This is a genomic window from Pseudomonas sp. GR 6-02 (assembly GCF_001655615.1).
In the GTDB taxonomy this organism is placed as follows: Bacteria; Pseudomonadota; Gammaproteobacteria; order Pseudomonadales; family Pseudomonadaceae; genus Aquipseudomonas.
The window spans coordinates 6,118,092-6,131,734 of record NZ_CP011567.1 but is presented as its reverse complement, the minus strand read 5'-3'; the positions used below and the strand labels follow the sequence as shown (position 1 = coordinate 6,131,734).

Genomic DNA, 13,643 nt, shown 5'->3' with positions numbered 1-13,643 from the left:
TAAATATGATTTATGGATATATAAATCACCTGTTAAGGTCATTCCATCGACGCGAGATCGCAAGCTGCGAATCGCCAACACCGCTCAAGGAATTGTCTGAATGCTGGTCGTCTCACTCGGTGGCAGCCCCAGCCCACGCTCCCGTTCCGGGGTGTTGCTGGAGCGCTCCAAACGCTGGTTGCAAGAGCAAGGTGTGGAAGTGGTGAGTTACCAGGTACGGGACTTCCCGGCTGAAGATTTACTGCATGCCCGCTTTGACAGCCCGAAGGTGATCGATCTGTTGCAACAGATTGATAACGCCGACGGCCTGCTCATCGCCACACCGGTTTACAAAGCGTCGTTCTCCGGCGCGTTGAAAACCGTACTGGATTTGCTGCCCGAACGCGCCCTGGCCCACAAAGTGGTTCTGCCCATGGCGACCGGCGGCAGCATCGCCCACATGTTGGCGGTGGATTACGCGCTCAAGCCAGTGCTGTCGGCGTTGAAGGCCCAGGAAATGCTCCACGGGATTTTCGCCGTAGACAGTCAGATCGCTTATGGCGAAGGCAGCGCCCAGGCGCAGTTGGCTCCCGAGCTTGCACAACGACTGAATGAATCGCTGGAGCTGTTCTACAGCGCCATGGCTCGCCGGCCCAAGCCGCTCGATCCAAACCTGTTGAACGAACGTTTGTTGAGTGCTCGCTGGAGCATTTAAGCCAGCCCTCAAGCAACATCTGAATTTGAAGTACTCACCTTACTGGCCCGCTAACGGGCAAGCAGGTGCAGCCAAAACCCAACTGCAAAAAGGAGAGCGCCATGCGCCCTGTCATTTTGCGTCGTGGTCTGGTCGCTCTGTTTGCTGCGGCTGTGTCCTTCGGCGTCATTACTCAAGCCCAAGCCGAGACTTTGCGAATCGGCTATCAGAAATACGGCACCCTGGTGCTGCTCAAAGCCAAAGGCACTCTGGAAAAACGCCTCGCCGCCCAAGGTGTGGACGTGCAATGGACGGAGTTCCCCGGCGGCCCGCAACTGCTTGAAGGCCTGAACGTCGGCTCCATCGACTTCGGCGTCACCGGCGAAACGCCTCCGGTTTTCGCTCAGGCCGCGGGCGCCGATCTGCTCTACGTCGCTTATGAACCGCCAGCGCCCCACAGCGAAGCGATCCTGGTGCCGAAGGGCTCGCCGATCAAATCGGTGCAGGAACTCAAGGGCAAGAAAGTCGTGCTCAACAAAGGCTCGAACGTGCACTACCTGCTGGTGCGTGCGCTGGAAGACGCCGGCCTCAAATACACCGATATCCAGACCGTGTTCCTGCCGCCCGCCGATGCCCGCGCCGCATTCGAGCGCGGCAGTGTCGATGCCTGGGTGATCTGGGACCCGTACCAGGCTGCCGCCGAACAGCAATTGCAAGCGCGCACCTTGCGCGATGGCAAAGGCATCGTCGACAACCACCAGTTCTACCTGGCGACCAAGCCTTACGCGCAAAAAAATCCTGACGTGATCAAGGCCCTGGTGGAAGAAGTGCGCGCGGTCGGTGAATGGTCCCGGGCCAATCCCGAGGACGTCACCCGACAGGTTTCGCCACTGCTCGGCCTGCCGGCGGACATCACCCTGACTTCGGTGAAACGCCAGGGTTACGGCGCGCTGTTCCTGACCCCTGAGGTGGTCGCCGCCCAACAGAAAATCGCCGACAGCTTCTACCAGCTCAAGCTGATTCCCAAGCCCTTGAGTATCAAGGACGTGATCTGGACGCCACCGGCAGCCGTCGCCAAAGCGCCGTAATCCGATTCCCCAAGGAGACCACTCCATGAGCCTCAATATCTTCTGGTTCCTGCCTACCCACGGCGACGGCCATTACCTTGGTACCGCCGAAGGCGCTCGCGCCGTCGACCACGGTTACTTGCAACAAGTCGCGCAAGCGGCGGATCGTCTGGGTTTCGGCGGGGTGCTGATTCCCACCGGTCGCTCCTGCGAAGATTCGTGGCTGGTGGCTGCCTCGCTGATCCCGGTGACCCAGCGTTTGAAATTCCTCGTCGCCCTGCGCCCCGGGATCATTTCCCCGACGGTGGCGGCGCGTCAGGCCGCGACCCTGGATCGTCTGTCCGGCGGCCGTGCGCTGTTCAACCTGGTCACCGGTGGCGATCCGGAAGAACTGGCCGGCGACGGTCTGTTCCTCAGTCACGAAGAGCGCTATCAGGCCTCGGTGGAATTCACCCGCATCTGGCGCCGGGTACTGGAAGGCGAAACCGTCGATTACGACGGTCAGCACATCAGCGTGAAGGGCGCCAAGTTGCTCTATCCGCCGATCCAGCAACCGCGTCCGCCGCTGTATTTCGGCGGCTCTTCGGAAGCGGCGCAGGATCTGGCGGCAGAGCAGGTCGAAATGGTCCTGACCTGGGGCGAGCCACCGGCCGCCGTTGCCGAGAAAATCGCACAGGTTCGCGCCAAAGCCGCGAAGCTCGGGCGCACCGTGCGCTTCGGTATTCGCCTGCATGTGATCGTTCGCGAAACCAACGCCGAGGCGTGGCAAGCGGCGGATCGACTGATCTCTCATCTGGATGATGACACCATTGCCCGCGCCCAGGCTTCTCTGGCGCGTTTCGATTCGGTCGGCCAGCAACGCATGGCCGCTTTGCATGGCGGCAGTCGCGACAACCTGGAAGTCAGTCCCAACCTCTGGGCCGGTGTCGGTCTGGTGCGCGGCGGGGCCGGTACGGCGCTGGTCGGCGATGGTCCGACCGTGGCCGCTCGGGTGAAGGAATACGCCGATCTGGGCATCGATACGTTCATCTTCTCCGGTTATCCACACCTGGAAGAATCCTATCGGGTGGCCGAGTTGCTGTTCCCGCACCTGGACATCGAGCGCCCGGAACTGCCGAAAAGCGCCGGTTACGTCAGCCCGTTCGGCGAGATGGTGGCCAACGACATTCTTCCCAAAGCCGCGTCCCAGAGCTGAGGCGTGGCCATGAAGAAAACTATCCACAGCCTCGCACCCTGGGTGTTGCCGATTCTGTTGCTGGCGGTATGGCAGTTGTCGGTGTCGGCGGGCTGGTTGTCGACGCGGATTCTGCCGGCGCCCATCGCGGTGATCGAAGCGGGTGTGAGCCTGTTCCGCAGCGGTGAAATCTGGACTCACCTGGCGATCAGCGGCTGGCGCGCGGCGCTCGGGTTCGCCATTGGTGGCGGCATTGGCCTGGCGCTGGGCTTTATCACCGGCCTGTCGAAGTGGGGCGAGCGCCTGCTCGACAGTTCGGTGCAGATGATCCGCAACGTTCCGCACCTGGCGCTGATTCCGCTGGTGATCCTGTGGTTCGGCATCGATGAGTCGGCGAAGATTTTCCTGGTGGCGTTGGGCACGTTGTTCCCGATCTACCTCAACACTTATCACGGCATCCGCAACGTCGATCCGGCGCTGGTGGAAATGTCCCGCAGTTATGGCCTGTCCGGTTTCAGCCTGTTCCGTCAGGTGATCCTGCCGGGTGCGCTGCCTTCGATTCTGGTCGGTGTGCGTTTTGCCCTGGGCTTCATGTGGCTGACCCTGATCGTCGCCGAAACCATCTCCGCCAACGCCGGCATCGGTTACCTGGCAATGAATGCCCGGGAGTTCTTGCAGACCGACGTAGTGGTGCTGGCGATTCTGTTGTATGCCGTGCTCGGCAAACTCGCTGATCTCGCGGCCCGTGGACTTGAACGCGTGTGGCTGCGCTGGCATCCGGCCTATCAGGTTGCCAAGGGAGGTGCCGCATGACGGCTCAACAACCTCCACGCCTGCTGCGCGGAATCCCGCTGGCAGTGCGCAAGCTGCAAAAGACCTTCGGTTCGCGGCAAGTGCTGCGTGAAATCGACCTGCACATTCCTGCCGGGCAGTTTGTGGCGGTGGTCGGGCGCAGCGGTTGCGGCAAAAGCACCTTGCTGCGCTTGCTCGCCGGTCTCGACAAACCTACGGCTGGCGAGTTGTTTGCTGGCTCCGCGCCGCTGAGTGCCGCCCGGGAAGACACCCGGCTGATGTTCCAGGAAGCGCGGTTGCTGCCGTGGAAAAAGGTCATCGACAACGTCGGTCTCGGGCTCAAGGGCAACTGGCGGCCGCAAGCACTGGAAGCGTTGGAGTCGGTCGGCCTGGCGGACCGCGCCCACGAATGGCCGGCGGCACTGTCCGGTGGCCAGAAGCAACGCGTGGCCCTGGCCCGCGCGCTGATCCATCAACCGCGCCTGCTGTTGCTCGACGAACCGCTGGGGGCACTGGATGCCCTGACCCGTATTGAAATGCAGCAACTGATTGAACGGCTCTGGCAGAAGCACGGTTTCACCGTGTTGCTGGTGACCCACGACGTCAGTGAGGCGGTGGCGATTGCCGATCGGGTGATTCTGATTGAAGAGGGCGAAGTCGGCCTCGACCTGGCAGTCGAATTGCCGCGCCCTCGGGTTCGCGGCTCCCATCGGCTGGCGGCGCTGGAAACCGAAGTGCTCAACCGCGTGCTGTCGGTACCCGGCCAACCGCCGGAACCGGAACCTGTTTCACCATTGCCCACGCAATTGCGCTGGGCTCAATAACGTTAAAACTCATCCAACGACAGGAATCAACATCATGACTATCAAAGCCATCAACGTTCGTAACCAGTTCAAAGGCTCGATCAAGGAAATCGTGCTCGGCGACGTCCTCTCGGAAATCGACGTGCAGACTGCCTCCGGCATCGTCACTTCGGTGATTACCACTCGTTCGGTGAAAGAGCTGGAACTGGTGGTCGGCAGCGAAGTGATCGCGTTTGTGAAATCCACCGAGGTGTCGATCGCCAAGTTGTAAGTGCGTGCGCCAACAACAACCCCGGAGGGTGTGAGCCCTTCGGGGTTTTTTATGCGCGCAGTTGTAGTGGTGGTGTATTCGAAGGCTGCGATCTTTTAAAGCGCTACGCGCTTGGGCAGGTACGGCGGCAAATACAGCCCGAGGTAGGCATCAAACACCCGCATCCCTTCTTCAGCCATGCGCGGTGTGATCTGCCCATGTTGCTGCACCGAGCGCGCATACACTCGATCTCCCAGCTCCATGGCCAGGGCAAACACATCGACATCTGTCGGCAGCTTTGGCAGCTCGAAGTGATGGTCGAACAGTTTGTGCATCAGGTCGCCGAGTTCGATGTCGTGCTGGCGGTCAGCCTGGGTGACTTCGGTCAGGCCGTGCTGGGCGAGGATGAGTTGGCGGGCAGCGGCGTCTTCGTCGTAGATGTCGAGCATGCGTTGCTCCACCAGTCGCGACAGATCGCGCCAGCCGTTGAGGGCGTGGTGGTCGATGGGCGCTTGCAGGCAAGCACGGAACGCGGCGTGGACGTCGGCGGTCAGGGCTTCGAGCAGGGCCGGGACGCTGGCGAAAAAGTGGTAGACGGAGGAGGGCGGGATCTCTGCGCGTTCAGCGACGCTGTAGATCGACAGACTGGCCACGCCCTCGGCGGCCAGCAGCGTGCGGGCGGCATCGAGTATCGAATCGATCCGGGCCTGGCTGCGTGCGCGGGGTTTGCGTGGGGTGGCGAGTCGGGTCATTGAAGTCTCCTGCAGGGCAGCGGGCATTGTACGAGCAGGTTTCTTTGTTGTCTGCCAGGACGCTTTCGCGGGCAAGCCTCGCTCCTACAGGGGCGCCGATCGATATGGGCTTGTAGGAGCGAGGCTTGCCCGCGAACCGCCGCAGGCGGCCATAAAAAAACGCCGCAGGCGGTAAGGCCGGCGGCGTTGTTTTTACGGCAACCGTTTACACGGTATGCAGGTACCAGTTGTACTCGAGGTCGGAGATGGAGTGTTCGAACTCCTCCAGCTCGCTCTCTTTACAGGCGACGAAGATATCGATGTATTTCGGATCGATGTACTTGGCCATGACTTCGCTGTCGTCCAGCTCGCGCAGTGCATCGCGCAGGTTGTTCGGCAGGCTTTGCTCGTTCTGCTCGTAGCTGTTGCCTTCCACGGGCGCGCCCGGCTCGATCTTGTTGACCAGGCCGTGGTGCACGCCGGCCAGGACCGAGGCCATCAGCAGGTACGGGTTGGCATCGGCGCCAGCCACACGGTGTTCAATGCGCACGGCATCGGAGGAGCCGGTTGGTACGCGAATCGCCACGGTGCGGTTGTCCAGGCCCCAGCACGGCGAGTTCGGCACGTAGAACTGCGCGCCGAAACGACGGTAGGAGTTGACGTTCGGGCAGAGGAAAGCCATCTGCGCCGGCAGGGTCTCGAGCACACCGCCGATCGCGTGACGCAGTGCGGCGTTCTGCTCGGGATCCTCGCTGGCAAAAATGTTTTTGCCATCTTTATCAAGAATCGAGATGTGGACGTGCAGACCATTACCCGCCTGGCCTGGATAAGGCTTGGCCATGAAGGTGGTGTCCATCTCATGGTCGTAGGCGATGTTTTTGATCAGACGCTTGAGCAGCACCGCATAGTCGCAGGCCTTTATAGGGTCGGCCACGTGGTGCAGGTTCACTTCGAACTGCGCCGGGGCGCTTTCCTTGACGATCGCGTCGGCAGGGATGCCTTGCTCTTTCGCACCTTCCAGAATGTCCTGGAGGCAGTCGACATATTCATCCAGATCGTCGATCAGGTAGACCTGGGTCGAGTGCGGACGTTTGCCGGAGATCGGCGAGCGCGGCGGTTGCGGGCGACCGTTCACGTTTTCCTGGTCGATCAGGTAGAACTCCAGTTCGAACGCGGCGCAGATGGTCAGGCCCATCTCATCGAACTTGGTCACCACTTGACGCAGGACTTCGCGCGGGTCGGCGAAGAAAGGTTCACCTTCGAGTTCGTGCATGGTCATCAGCAGTTGCGCAGTCGGGCGCTTCTGCCAGGGCTCATTGCACAGGGTGTCGGGGATTGGATAGCAGATTCGGTCAGCATCGCCGATGTCCAGGCCCAGGCCGGTGCTTTCCACCGTCGAGCCATTGATATCCAGAGCAAATAGAGAGGCCGGCAGGTTGATGCCTTTCTCGTAAACCTTGTGGAGGCTGGTGCGTTCGATGCGCTTGCCGCGCACCACACCATTCATATCCGCAATCAGAAGGTCAACGTACAGAACCTCAGGATGTTCCTTAAGGAACGCGTTCGCTTCGTTAAGCTGAACGGCACGCGGGGGTACCGACATGATGCAACACCTTTGTTGTTAAAAATATCAATCATTGATCTTTTCAGATTCCAGTCAACCCGAACGGCATGCCGAAGTCAAGCGAGGCCTTTTTTGCCCTAAAAAAGCGCTCGAAAGGCTTTTTTGAGGCACTTTGGGGCGTATTTTTGTCTTCTGACGTCTTGGCGCCCGCGGGCTTGAGCGGGCCGTGTTGTATTTTTTACGGGGGTGTTGTGTAAAAAAATGAACAAGGCTAAGCTCGATTCAAACCCATAACAGCAATAATACCGGGGTGCTTCATGTCTCGCCTGCCGTTAATCGGCGTCACCGCCTGCTCAAAGCAGATCGGTCTGCATGCTTATCACATCAGTGGCGACAAATACGTACGCGCCGTGGCTTCAGCTGCCAAAGGCCTGCCGTTGATTCTTCCATCCCTGGCAGATCGACTGGCGCCGTCCGATATTCTGGACGCTCTGGACGGCATTCTTTTTACAGGCTCTCCTTCTAATATAGAACCGTTTCACTACAACGGCCCGGCCAGCGCGCCGGGTACTGCTCATGATTCTGCACGCGATGCCACCACTCTCCCGCTGATCCGCGCCGCTGTCGAGGCTGGCGTTCCCGTGCTCGGTATCTGCCGCGGCTTCCAGGAAATGAATGTGGCGTTCGGTGGCAGCCTGCATCAGAAGGTCCACGAGGCCGGTCCCTTCATGGACCACCGTGAAGACGACAGCCTGCCGCTCGAAGGGCAGTACGCCCCCAGTCACCCGGTGCACGTCCAGCCGGGCGGTGTACTTGCGGGGCTGGGCCTGGCGAGCGACATTCAAGTCAACTCGATTCATGGTCAGGGCGTCGAGCGGCTGGCGCCGGGCCTTCGTGTGGAAGCTGTGGCGCCCGATGGGCTGATCGAAGCGGTCTCTGTGATCGAAGGCAAGGCTTTTGCTTTAGGCGTGCAATGGCATCCCGAATGGCAGGTAAGCTTGAATCCTGACTACCTTGCGATTTTCCAGGCATTTGGCGATGCCTGCCGCAAGCGCGCATTACAACGCGACGCCGATGCGTCAAACAACGCCTGACTTATAAAAGTCAGGAAACTCAAGCCTAAGAGGCATTTATGAGTAACAACCTCGACCAGCTCACCGATTGGTTGAAAGACCACAAGATCACAGAAGTCGAATGCATGATTGGCGACCTGACCGGCATCACCCGGGGCAAGATCTCGCCGACCAATAAGTTCATCGCCGAAAAAGGCATGCGCCTGCCCGAAAGCGTTCTGTTACAGACCGTGACCGGCGACTATGTCGAAGACGACATCTATTACGAACTGCTCGACCCGGCCGACATCGACATGGTCTGCCGCCCCGACCAGAACGCCGTGTTCCTGGTGCCCTGGGCCATCGAACCCACCGCCATCGTGATCCACGACACCTACGACAAGCAGGGCAACCCGATCGAGCTGTCGCCGCGCAACGTGCTCAAGAAGGTACTGAAACTCTACGCCGACCACGGCTGGCAGCCGATCGTGGCGCCGGAAATGGAGTTCTACCTCACCAAGCGCAGCGATGACCCGGACTACCCGTTGCAACCGCCGATTGGCCGTTCCGGTCGTCCGGAAACCGGTCGCCAGTCGTTCTCCATTGAAGCGGCGAACGAATTCGACCCGTTGTTCGAAGACGTCTACGACTGGTGCGAATTGCAGGAGCTGGACCTCGACACGTTGATCCACGAGGACGGCACTGCGCAGATGGAAATCAACTTCCGTCACGGCGATGCCCTGTCCCTGGCCGACCAGATTCTGGTGTTCAAACGCACCATGCGAGAAGCCGCACTCAAGCACAACGTGGCGGCGACCTTCATGGCCAAGCCCATGACCGGCGAGCCGGGCAGTGCCATGCATTTGCACCAGAGCATCATCGACATCGAGACCGGCAAAAACGTCTTCTCCAATGAAGACGGGACCATGAGCCAGCTGTTCCTCCATCACATCGGCGGTTTGCAGAAATTCATCCCTGAGTTGCTGCCGCTGTTCGCGCCCAACGTCAATTCGTTCCGCCGCTTCCTGCCGGATACCTCGGCACCGGTGAACGTGGAGTGGGGCGAAGAGAACCGCACCGTGGGCCTGCGGGTTCCGGATGCCGGGCCGCAGAACCGTCGGGTGGAAAACCGTCTGCCGGGTGCCGACGCCAACCCTTACCTGGCCATCGCCGCCAGCCTGTTGTGCGGCCTGATCGGGATGCTCGAAGGGCATAACCCGAGTGCCCCGGTGGTGGGGCGTGGTTACGAGCGGCGCAATCTGCGCCTGCCGTTAACCATCGAAGACGCGCTGGATCGTATGGAAAACAGCAAGACCATCGAAAAGTATCTGGGCAAGAAATTCATCACAGGCTACGTCGCGGTCAAGCGGGCCGAGCATGAAAACTTCAAGCGCGTGATCAGTTCGTGGGAGCGGGAGTTCCTGCTCTTCGCCGTCTGATGCGCCGGGCGCGACAAGGGGCGTGATTGCCCTCTGACGTCGCGCCGTCACTGCAATCCAAGGAGAATTCGCATGACCAGCAACAACCCGCAAACCCGTGCATGGCAAACCCTGAGCAGCGATCACCACCTGGCCCCGTTCAGCGACTTCAAGCAGTTGAAAGAGAAAGGCCCGCGGATCATCACCAACGCCAAGGGCGTTTACCTCTGGGACAGCGAAGGCAACAAGATCCTCGACGGCATGGCCGGTCTGTGGTGCGTCGCGATCGGCTATGGTCGCGATGAACTGGCCGATGCCGCCGCCAAGCAAATGCGCGAACTGCCTTATTACAACCTGTTCTTCCAGACCGCTCACCCGCCGGTGCTGGAGCTGGCCAAGGTCATCGCTGAAATCGCGCCTGAAGGCATGAATCATGTGTTCTTCACCGGTTCCGGTTCTGAAGGCAACGACACCATGCTGCGGATGGTTCGCCACTACTGGGCGATCAAGGGCCAGCCGAAGAAGAAAGTCATCATCAGTCGCAAGAACGGCTATCACGGCTCCACCGTGGCCGGCGCGAGCCTGGGTGGCATGACGTACATGCACGAACAGGGCGATTTGCCGATCCCGGGCATCGTCCACATCGCCCAACCGTATTGGTTCGGTGAAGGCGGTGACATGACGCCACAAGAGTTTGGTATCTGGGCGGCCAATCAGCTGGAAGAGAAGATTCTGGAAATCGGCGTCGACAACGTCGGTGCCTTTATTGCCGAGCCGATCCAGGGCGCCGGCGGCGTGATCATTCCGCCAGACAGCTACTGGCCGCGCATCAAGGAAATCCTCGCCAAGTACGACATCCTGTTCGTGGCCGACGAGGTGATCTGCGGTTTCGGTCGTACCGGTGAGTGGTTCGGTACCGATTTCTACGACCTCAAGCCCCACATGATGACCATCGCCAAAGGTCTGACGTCCGGCTACATCCCGATGGGTGGCCTGATCGTGCATGACGATGTGGTCGAGGTGCTCAACGAAGGTGGTGATTTCAACCACGGTTTCACCTATTCCGGGCATCCGGTGGCCGCGGCGGTGGCGCTGGAAAACATCCGCATCCTGCGCGATGAGAAAATTGTCGAGCATGTGCGGGCAGAAACGGCACCTTATTTGCAAAAGCGTCTACGGGAACTGAACGATCACCCGTTGGTGGGGGAAGTGCGTGGGGTCGGTCTGTTGGGGGCTATCGAGCTGGTTCAGGACAAGGCCACTCGCAAACGTTACGAAGGCAAGGGTGTCGGCATGATCTGCCGACAGTTCTGCTTCGACAACGGCCTGATCATGCGCGCCGTTGGCGACACCATGATCATTGCTCCGCCACTGGTGATTACACCGGCTGAAATCGACGAGTTGGTGACCAAGGCGCGCAAGTGCCTGGACCTGACCCTGAGTGCGTTGCAGGGCTAAGTGCTAGGCTCTGAGCGAGGTGCAATGTCTGCACTTCGCTCAGTGCAAACAAAGGATGGGGCTTTCCTTGAAAGCCTGCCTTGGATCTTGCCAGACTAACGGTTGTTCGGATGCCCTGTAACAGGCTGCTGAGCACGTGGTTAAAAAGAAAAACTGGAGCATTACCCATGAAGGCATTAGGTATGAAGATAACTGGCAAGACCCTCCTCGCCATGTCCCTGATGGGCGTGATGGCGGGCGCCGTTCAGGCCGACGATAAAGTGCTGCACGTGTACAACTGGTCCGATTACATCGCACCGGACACCATCGCGAACTTCGAAAAAGAGTCCGGGATCAAGGTGGTGTACGACGTATTCGACAGCAACGAAACCCTGGAAGCCAAGTTGCTGGCAGGCAAGTCCGGTTACGACGTTGTCGTACCGTCGAACAACTTCCTCGCCAAGCAAATCAAGGCCGGTGTTTACCGGGAGCTGGACAAGTCCAAGCTGTCCAACTACGGCAACCTGAACAAATCACTGCTTAAAGCGGTTTCCGTCAGTGACCCGGACAACAAACATGCCTTCCCTTACATGTGGGGCTCGATCGGGATCGGTTACAACCCTGAGAAAGTCAAGGCAGCACTGGGCGTCGACACGATCGATTCCTGGGACACCCTGCTCAAGCCTGAAAACATTGCCAAGCTCAAGGGCTGCGGTGTGAGCTTCCTGGATTCGCCTACCGAAATGCTGCCGGTCGCCCTGCATTACCTGGGTCTGCCAACCGACAGCCAGAAGAAAGAAGACATCAAGAAAGCCGAGGAGCTGTTCCTCAAGATTCGTCCTTCGATCACCTACTTCCACTCCTCGAAGTACATCTCGGACCTGGCCAACGGCAACATCTGCGTAGCCGTCGGCTATTCGGGTGACGTCCAGCAAGCCAAGTCCCGTGCTGCCGAAGCCGGTGACAAGGTGAAAGTCAGCTACGCCATTCCAAAAGAAGGCGCTGGCAGCTTCTACGACATGGTCGCAATCCCCAAGGATGCGGAAAACGTCGAGGGGGCCTACAAGTTCATGAACTACCTGCTGCAACCGAAAGTAATGGCTGACATCACCAACGCTGTGCGTTTCCCTAACGGTAATGCTGAAGCCACCCAGTATGTGAGCAAGGACATCACTTCGGATCCGGGCATCTATCCGACTCCTGAAGTACAGGCCAAGCTGTATGCGATCGCTGATTTGCCAGCCGCAACCCAGCGCGAACTGACCCGCAGCTGGACCAAGATCAAATCCGGTAAATAAGTAATAAACCCTGTAGCAGCTGCCGAAGGCTGCGTTGAGGTCCGAAGGACCTCCGCTTTTCGACAGCACAACTGCTTCGCAGTTGAATGCAGCCTGCGGCCGCTGCTACAGGATCTTCATAAAGTTTGCTGGAACGGTTTTTCGAGGGTAAGTTGCGCGCCGGTTTTGTTGTCAGGCAGCCATGGCTGTCATGTAGCGCGGGGCAACTTGGGCCCAACTAATTTTAGAGGACCTCCACTTGCCTGTTTTTTCTTTGTTGCGCAATGCCCTGCTGGTCGGCGCCGGGCTGACGCTTGCCGTCAGTGCCCAGGCCACCGGCACGGTGCATATTTATAACTGGTCGGACTACATTGGTGAGACCACCCTGGCCGACTTCCAGAAAGACGCCGGTATCAAGCCGATTTACGACGTATTCGATTCCAACGAAACCCTGGAAGGCAAATTGCTGGCCGGGCGTACCGGTTACGACGTGGTCGTGCCGTCCAACCATTTCCTTGGCAAGCAGATCAAGGCCGGCGCTTTCCAGAAGCTCGACAAGTCTAAGCTAGGCAACTATTCCAACCTCGACCCGGTGTTGCTCAAGCGCCTGGAGCAGAACGATCCGGGTAACCAATATGCCGTGCCGTATCTGTGGGGCACCAACGGCATCGGTTACAACGTCGACAAGATCAAGGCTGTGCTGGGGCTCGACAAGATCGATTCCTGGGATGTGGTGTTCGAGCCGCAGAACATCAAGAAGCTGCACAGTTGCGGCGTCGCGTTCCTCGACTCCGCCGATGAAATGATGCCCACGGTCCTCAACTACATGGGCCTGAACGCCAACAGCACCAACCCCGAAGACTACAAAAAGGCCGAGGCTAAATTGCTGGCGGTGCGGCCTTATGTGACGTACTTCCACTCATCCAAATACATCGCGGACCTGGCCAACGGCGATATCTGCGTTGCGATCGGTTTTTCCGGCGACATGTTCCAGGCCAAGGCCCGCGCGGCTGAAGCCGGTAAAGGCATGAACATCGCCTACTCGATTCCAAAAGAGGGCGGCGCGCTCTGGTTCGATATGCTGGCGATCCCCAAGGATGCGGCCAACGTCAAGGAAGCCCACGCCTTCATCAACTATTTGCTCAAACCTGAGGTAATCGCCAAGGTCAGCGATGCCGTGGGCTACGCCAACCCAAACCCTGGGTCGGACAAACTGATGGAACAATCCATACGCACTGACGCGTCGGTTTATCCGCCGCAAGCGGTCCTCGACAAGATGTACGTGTCCATCGAGTTACCGCCGAACATTCAACGTTTGATGACGCGCAGCTGGACCAAGGTCAAGTCGGGCAAATAGCGTCAAACTATCCAGGTTCGCCACATTGAGCGAACTGCAAATTCTGTT

Annotated in this window: 13 protein-coding genes; 11 read left to right on the top strand and 2 right to left on the bottom strand. The window is 59.2% G+C overall.

All coding sequences use genetic code 11. From position 1 onward, the window contains the following. Positions 1–100: 100 nt before the first annotated feature. The 6 genes from ssuE to PGR6_RS27270 all read left to right on the top strand — a co-directional run bounded on the left by ssuE (position 101) and on the right by PGR6_RS27270 (position 4,780). A complete protein-coding gene (gene ssuE, locus PGR6_RS27295; RefSeq protein WP_018928624.1) occupies positions 101–694 on the top strand; it encodes an NADPH-dependent FMN reductase in 594 nt (197 codons plus the stop codon). A 101-nt stretch (positions 695–795) separates the two neighbouring features. Beyond that, a complete protein-coding gene (locus PGR6_RS27290) occupies positions 796–1,761 on the top strand; it encodes a sulfonate ABC transporter substrate-binding protein (protein WP_064621026.1) in 966 nt (321 codons plus the stop codon). Between the two features lie 25 nt (positions 1,762–1,786). Next, entirely contained in the window at positions 1,787–2,935 is a 1,149-nt protein-coding gene (gene ssuD / locus PGR6_RS27285; RefSeq protein WP_018928626.1) for an FMNH2-dependent alkanesulfonate monooxygenase, read from the top strand. Positions 2,936–2,944: 9 nt separating this feature from the next. Further along, positions 2,945–3,727, top strand: a complete 783-nt coding sequence (gene ssuC / locus PGR6_RS27280; RefSeq protein ID WP_018928627.1) for an aliphatic sulfonate ABC transporter permease SsuC — start codon at positions 2,945–2,947, stop codon at positions 3,725–3,727. Continuing rightward, on the top strand, positions 3,724–4,530 hold the full coding sequence (gene ssuB / locus PGR6_RS27275; protein ID WP_064621025.1) for an aliphatic sulfonates ABC transporter ATP-binding protein: 807 nt from the start codon (positions 3,724–3,726) through the stop codon (positions 4,528–4,530). The genes ssuC and ssuB overlap by 4 nt, the downstream gene beginning before the upstream one ends. 34 nt (positions 4,531–4,564) lie before the next feature. Then, positions 4,565–4,780 carry a TOBE domain-containing protein gene (locus PGR6_RS27270; RefSeq protein WP_003229256.1) on the top strand — a complete coding sequence of 72 codons (216 nt, stop codon included), beginning with the start codon at positions 4,565–4,567 and terminating at the stop codon, positions 4,778–4,780. 95 nt (positions 4,781–4,875) lie between these two features. On the opposite strand, the gene PGR6_RS27265 is transcribed toward PGR6_RS27270, so the two are convergent. Beyond that, positions 4,876–5,511 (bottom strand): TetR/AcrR family transcriptional regulator, encoded by a 636-nt coding sequence (locus PGR6_RS27265; RefSeq protein WP_064621024.1) that lies wholly within the window; start codon positions 5,509–5,511, stop codon positions 4,876–4,878. Positions 5,512–5,716: 205 nt separating this feature from the next. Next, on the bottom strand, positions 5,717–7,093 hold the full coding sequence (locus PGR6_RS27260) for a glutamine synthetase family protein (RefSeq protein ID WP_018928630.1): 1,377 nt from the start codon (positions 7,091–7,093) through the stop codon (positions 5,717–5,719). A 278-nt stretch (positions 7,094–7,371) separates the two neighbouring features. Here PGR6_RS27260 and PGR6_RS27255 point away from each other — a divergent pair, with 278 nt between their 5' ends. From PGR6_RS27255 to PGR6_RS27235, 5 genes are all read left to right on the top strand, one after another. Beyond that, positions 7,372–8,148 (top strand): gamma-glutamyl-gamma-aminobutyrate hydrolase family protein, encoded by a 777-nt coding sequence (locus tag PGR6_RS27255; RefSeq protein WP_064621023.1) that lies wholly within the window; start codon positions 7,372–7,374, stop codon positions 8,146–8,148. A 38-nt stretch (positions 8,149–8,186) separates the two neighbouring features. Next, positions 8,187–9,545, top strand: a complete 1,359-nt coding sequence (locus tag PGR6_RS27250; RefSeq protein ID WP_018928632.1) for a glutamine synthetase family protein — start codon at positions 8,187–8,189, stop codon at positions 9,543–9,545. 72 nt (positions 9,546–9,617) lie between these two features. After that, complete coding sequence (locus tag PGR6_RS27245) at positions 9,618–10,982, top strand: aspartate aminotransferase family protein (protein ID WP_064621022.1); 1,365 nt, start codon at positions 9,618–9,620, stop codon at positions 10,980–10,982. 182 nt (positions 10,983–11,164) lie between these two features. After that, positions 11,165–12,259, top strand: coding sequence for a polyamine ABC transporter substrate-binding protein (locus PGR6_RS27240; protein WP_018928634.1), 1,095 nt, complete (start codon positions 11,165–11,167; stop codon positions 12,257–12,259). Between the two features lie 238 nt (positions 12,260–12,497). Next, positions 12,498–13,595 carry a polyamine ABC transporter substrate-binding protein gene (locus PGR6_RS27235; protein WP_064621021.1) on the top strand — a complete coding sequence of 366 codons (1,098 nt, stop codon included), beginning with the start codon at positions 12,498–12,500 and terminating at the stop codon, positions 13,593–13,595. Positions 13,596–13,643: the final 48 nt, after the last annotated feature.

What these genes read in the sequence shown, in the direction of transcription:
- PGR6_RS27250 (WP_018928632.1), top strand. Translation starts at nt 8,187, where the DNA reads ATGAGTAACAACCTCGACCAGCTCACCGATTGGTTGAAAGACCACAAG.
- PGR6_RS27245 (WP_064621022.1), top strand. Translation starts at nt 9,618, where the DNA reads ATGACCAGCAACAACCCGCAAACCCGTGCATGGCAAACCCTGAGCAGC.
- PGR6_RS27255 (WP_064621023.1), top strand. Translation starts at nt 7,372, where the DNA reads ATGTCTCGCCTGCCGTTAATCGGCGTCACCGCCTGCTCAAAGCAGATC.
- PGR6_RS27260 (WP_018928630.1), bottom strand. Translation starts at nt 7,093, where the DNA reads ATGTCGGTACCCCCGCGTGCCGTTCAGCTTAACGAAGCGAACGCGTTC.
- PGR6_RS27240 (WP_018928634.1), top strand. Translation starts at nt 11,165, where the DNA reads ATGAAGATAACTGGCAAGACCCTCCTCGCCATGTCCCTGATGGGCGTG.
- ssuD (WP_018928626.1), top strand. Translation starts at nt 1,787, where the DNA reads ATGAGCCTCAATATCTTCTGGTTCCTGCCTACCCACGGCGACGGCCAT.
- ssuC (WP_018928627.1), top strand. Translation starts at nt 2,945, where the DNA reads ATGAAGAAAACTATCCACAGCCTCGCACCCTGGGTGTTGCCGATTCTG.
- PGR6_RS27265 (WP_064621024.1), bottom strand. Translation starts at nt 5,511, where the DNA reads ATGACCCGACTCGCCACCCCACGCAAACCCCGCGCACGCAGCCAGGCC.
- PGR6_RS27290 (WP_064621026.1), top strand. Translation starts at nt 796, where the DNA reads ATGCGCCCTGTCATTTTGCGTCGTGGTCTGGTCGCTCTGTTTGCTGCG.
- PGR6_RS27270 (WP_003229256.1), top strand. Translation starts at nt 4,565, where the DNA reads ATGACTATCAAAGCCATCAACGTTCGTAACCAGTTCAAAGGCTCGATC.
- ssuE (WP_018928624.1), top strand. Translation starts at nt 101, where the DNA reads ATGCTGGTCGTCTCACTCGGTGGCAGCCCCAGCCCACGCTCCCGTTCC.
- ssuB (WP_064621025.1), top strand. Translation starts at nt 3,724, where the DNA reads ATGACGGCTCAACAACCTCCACGCCTGCTGCGCGGAATCCCGCTGGCA.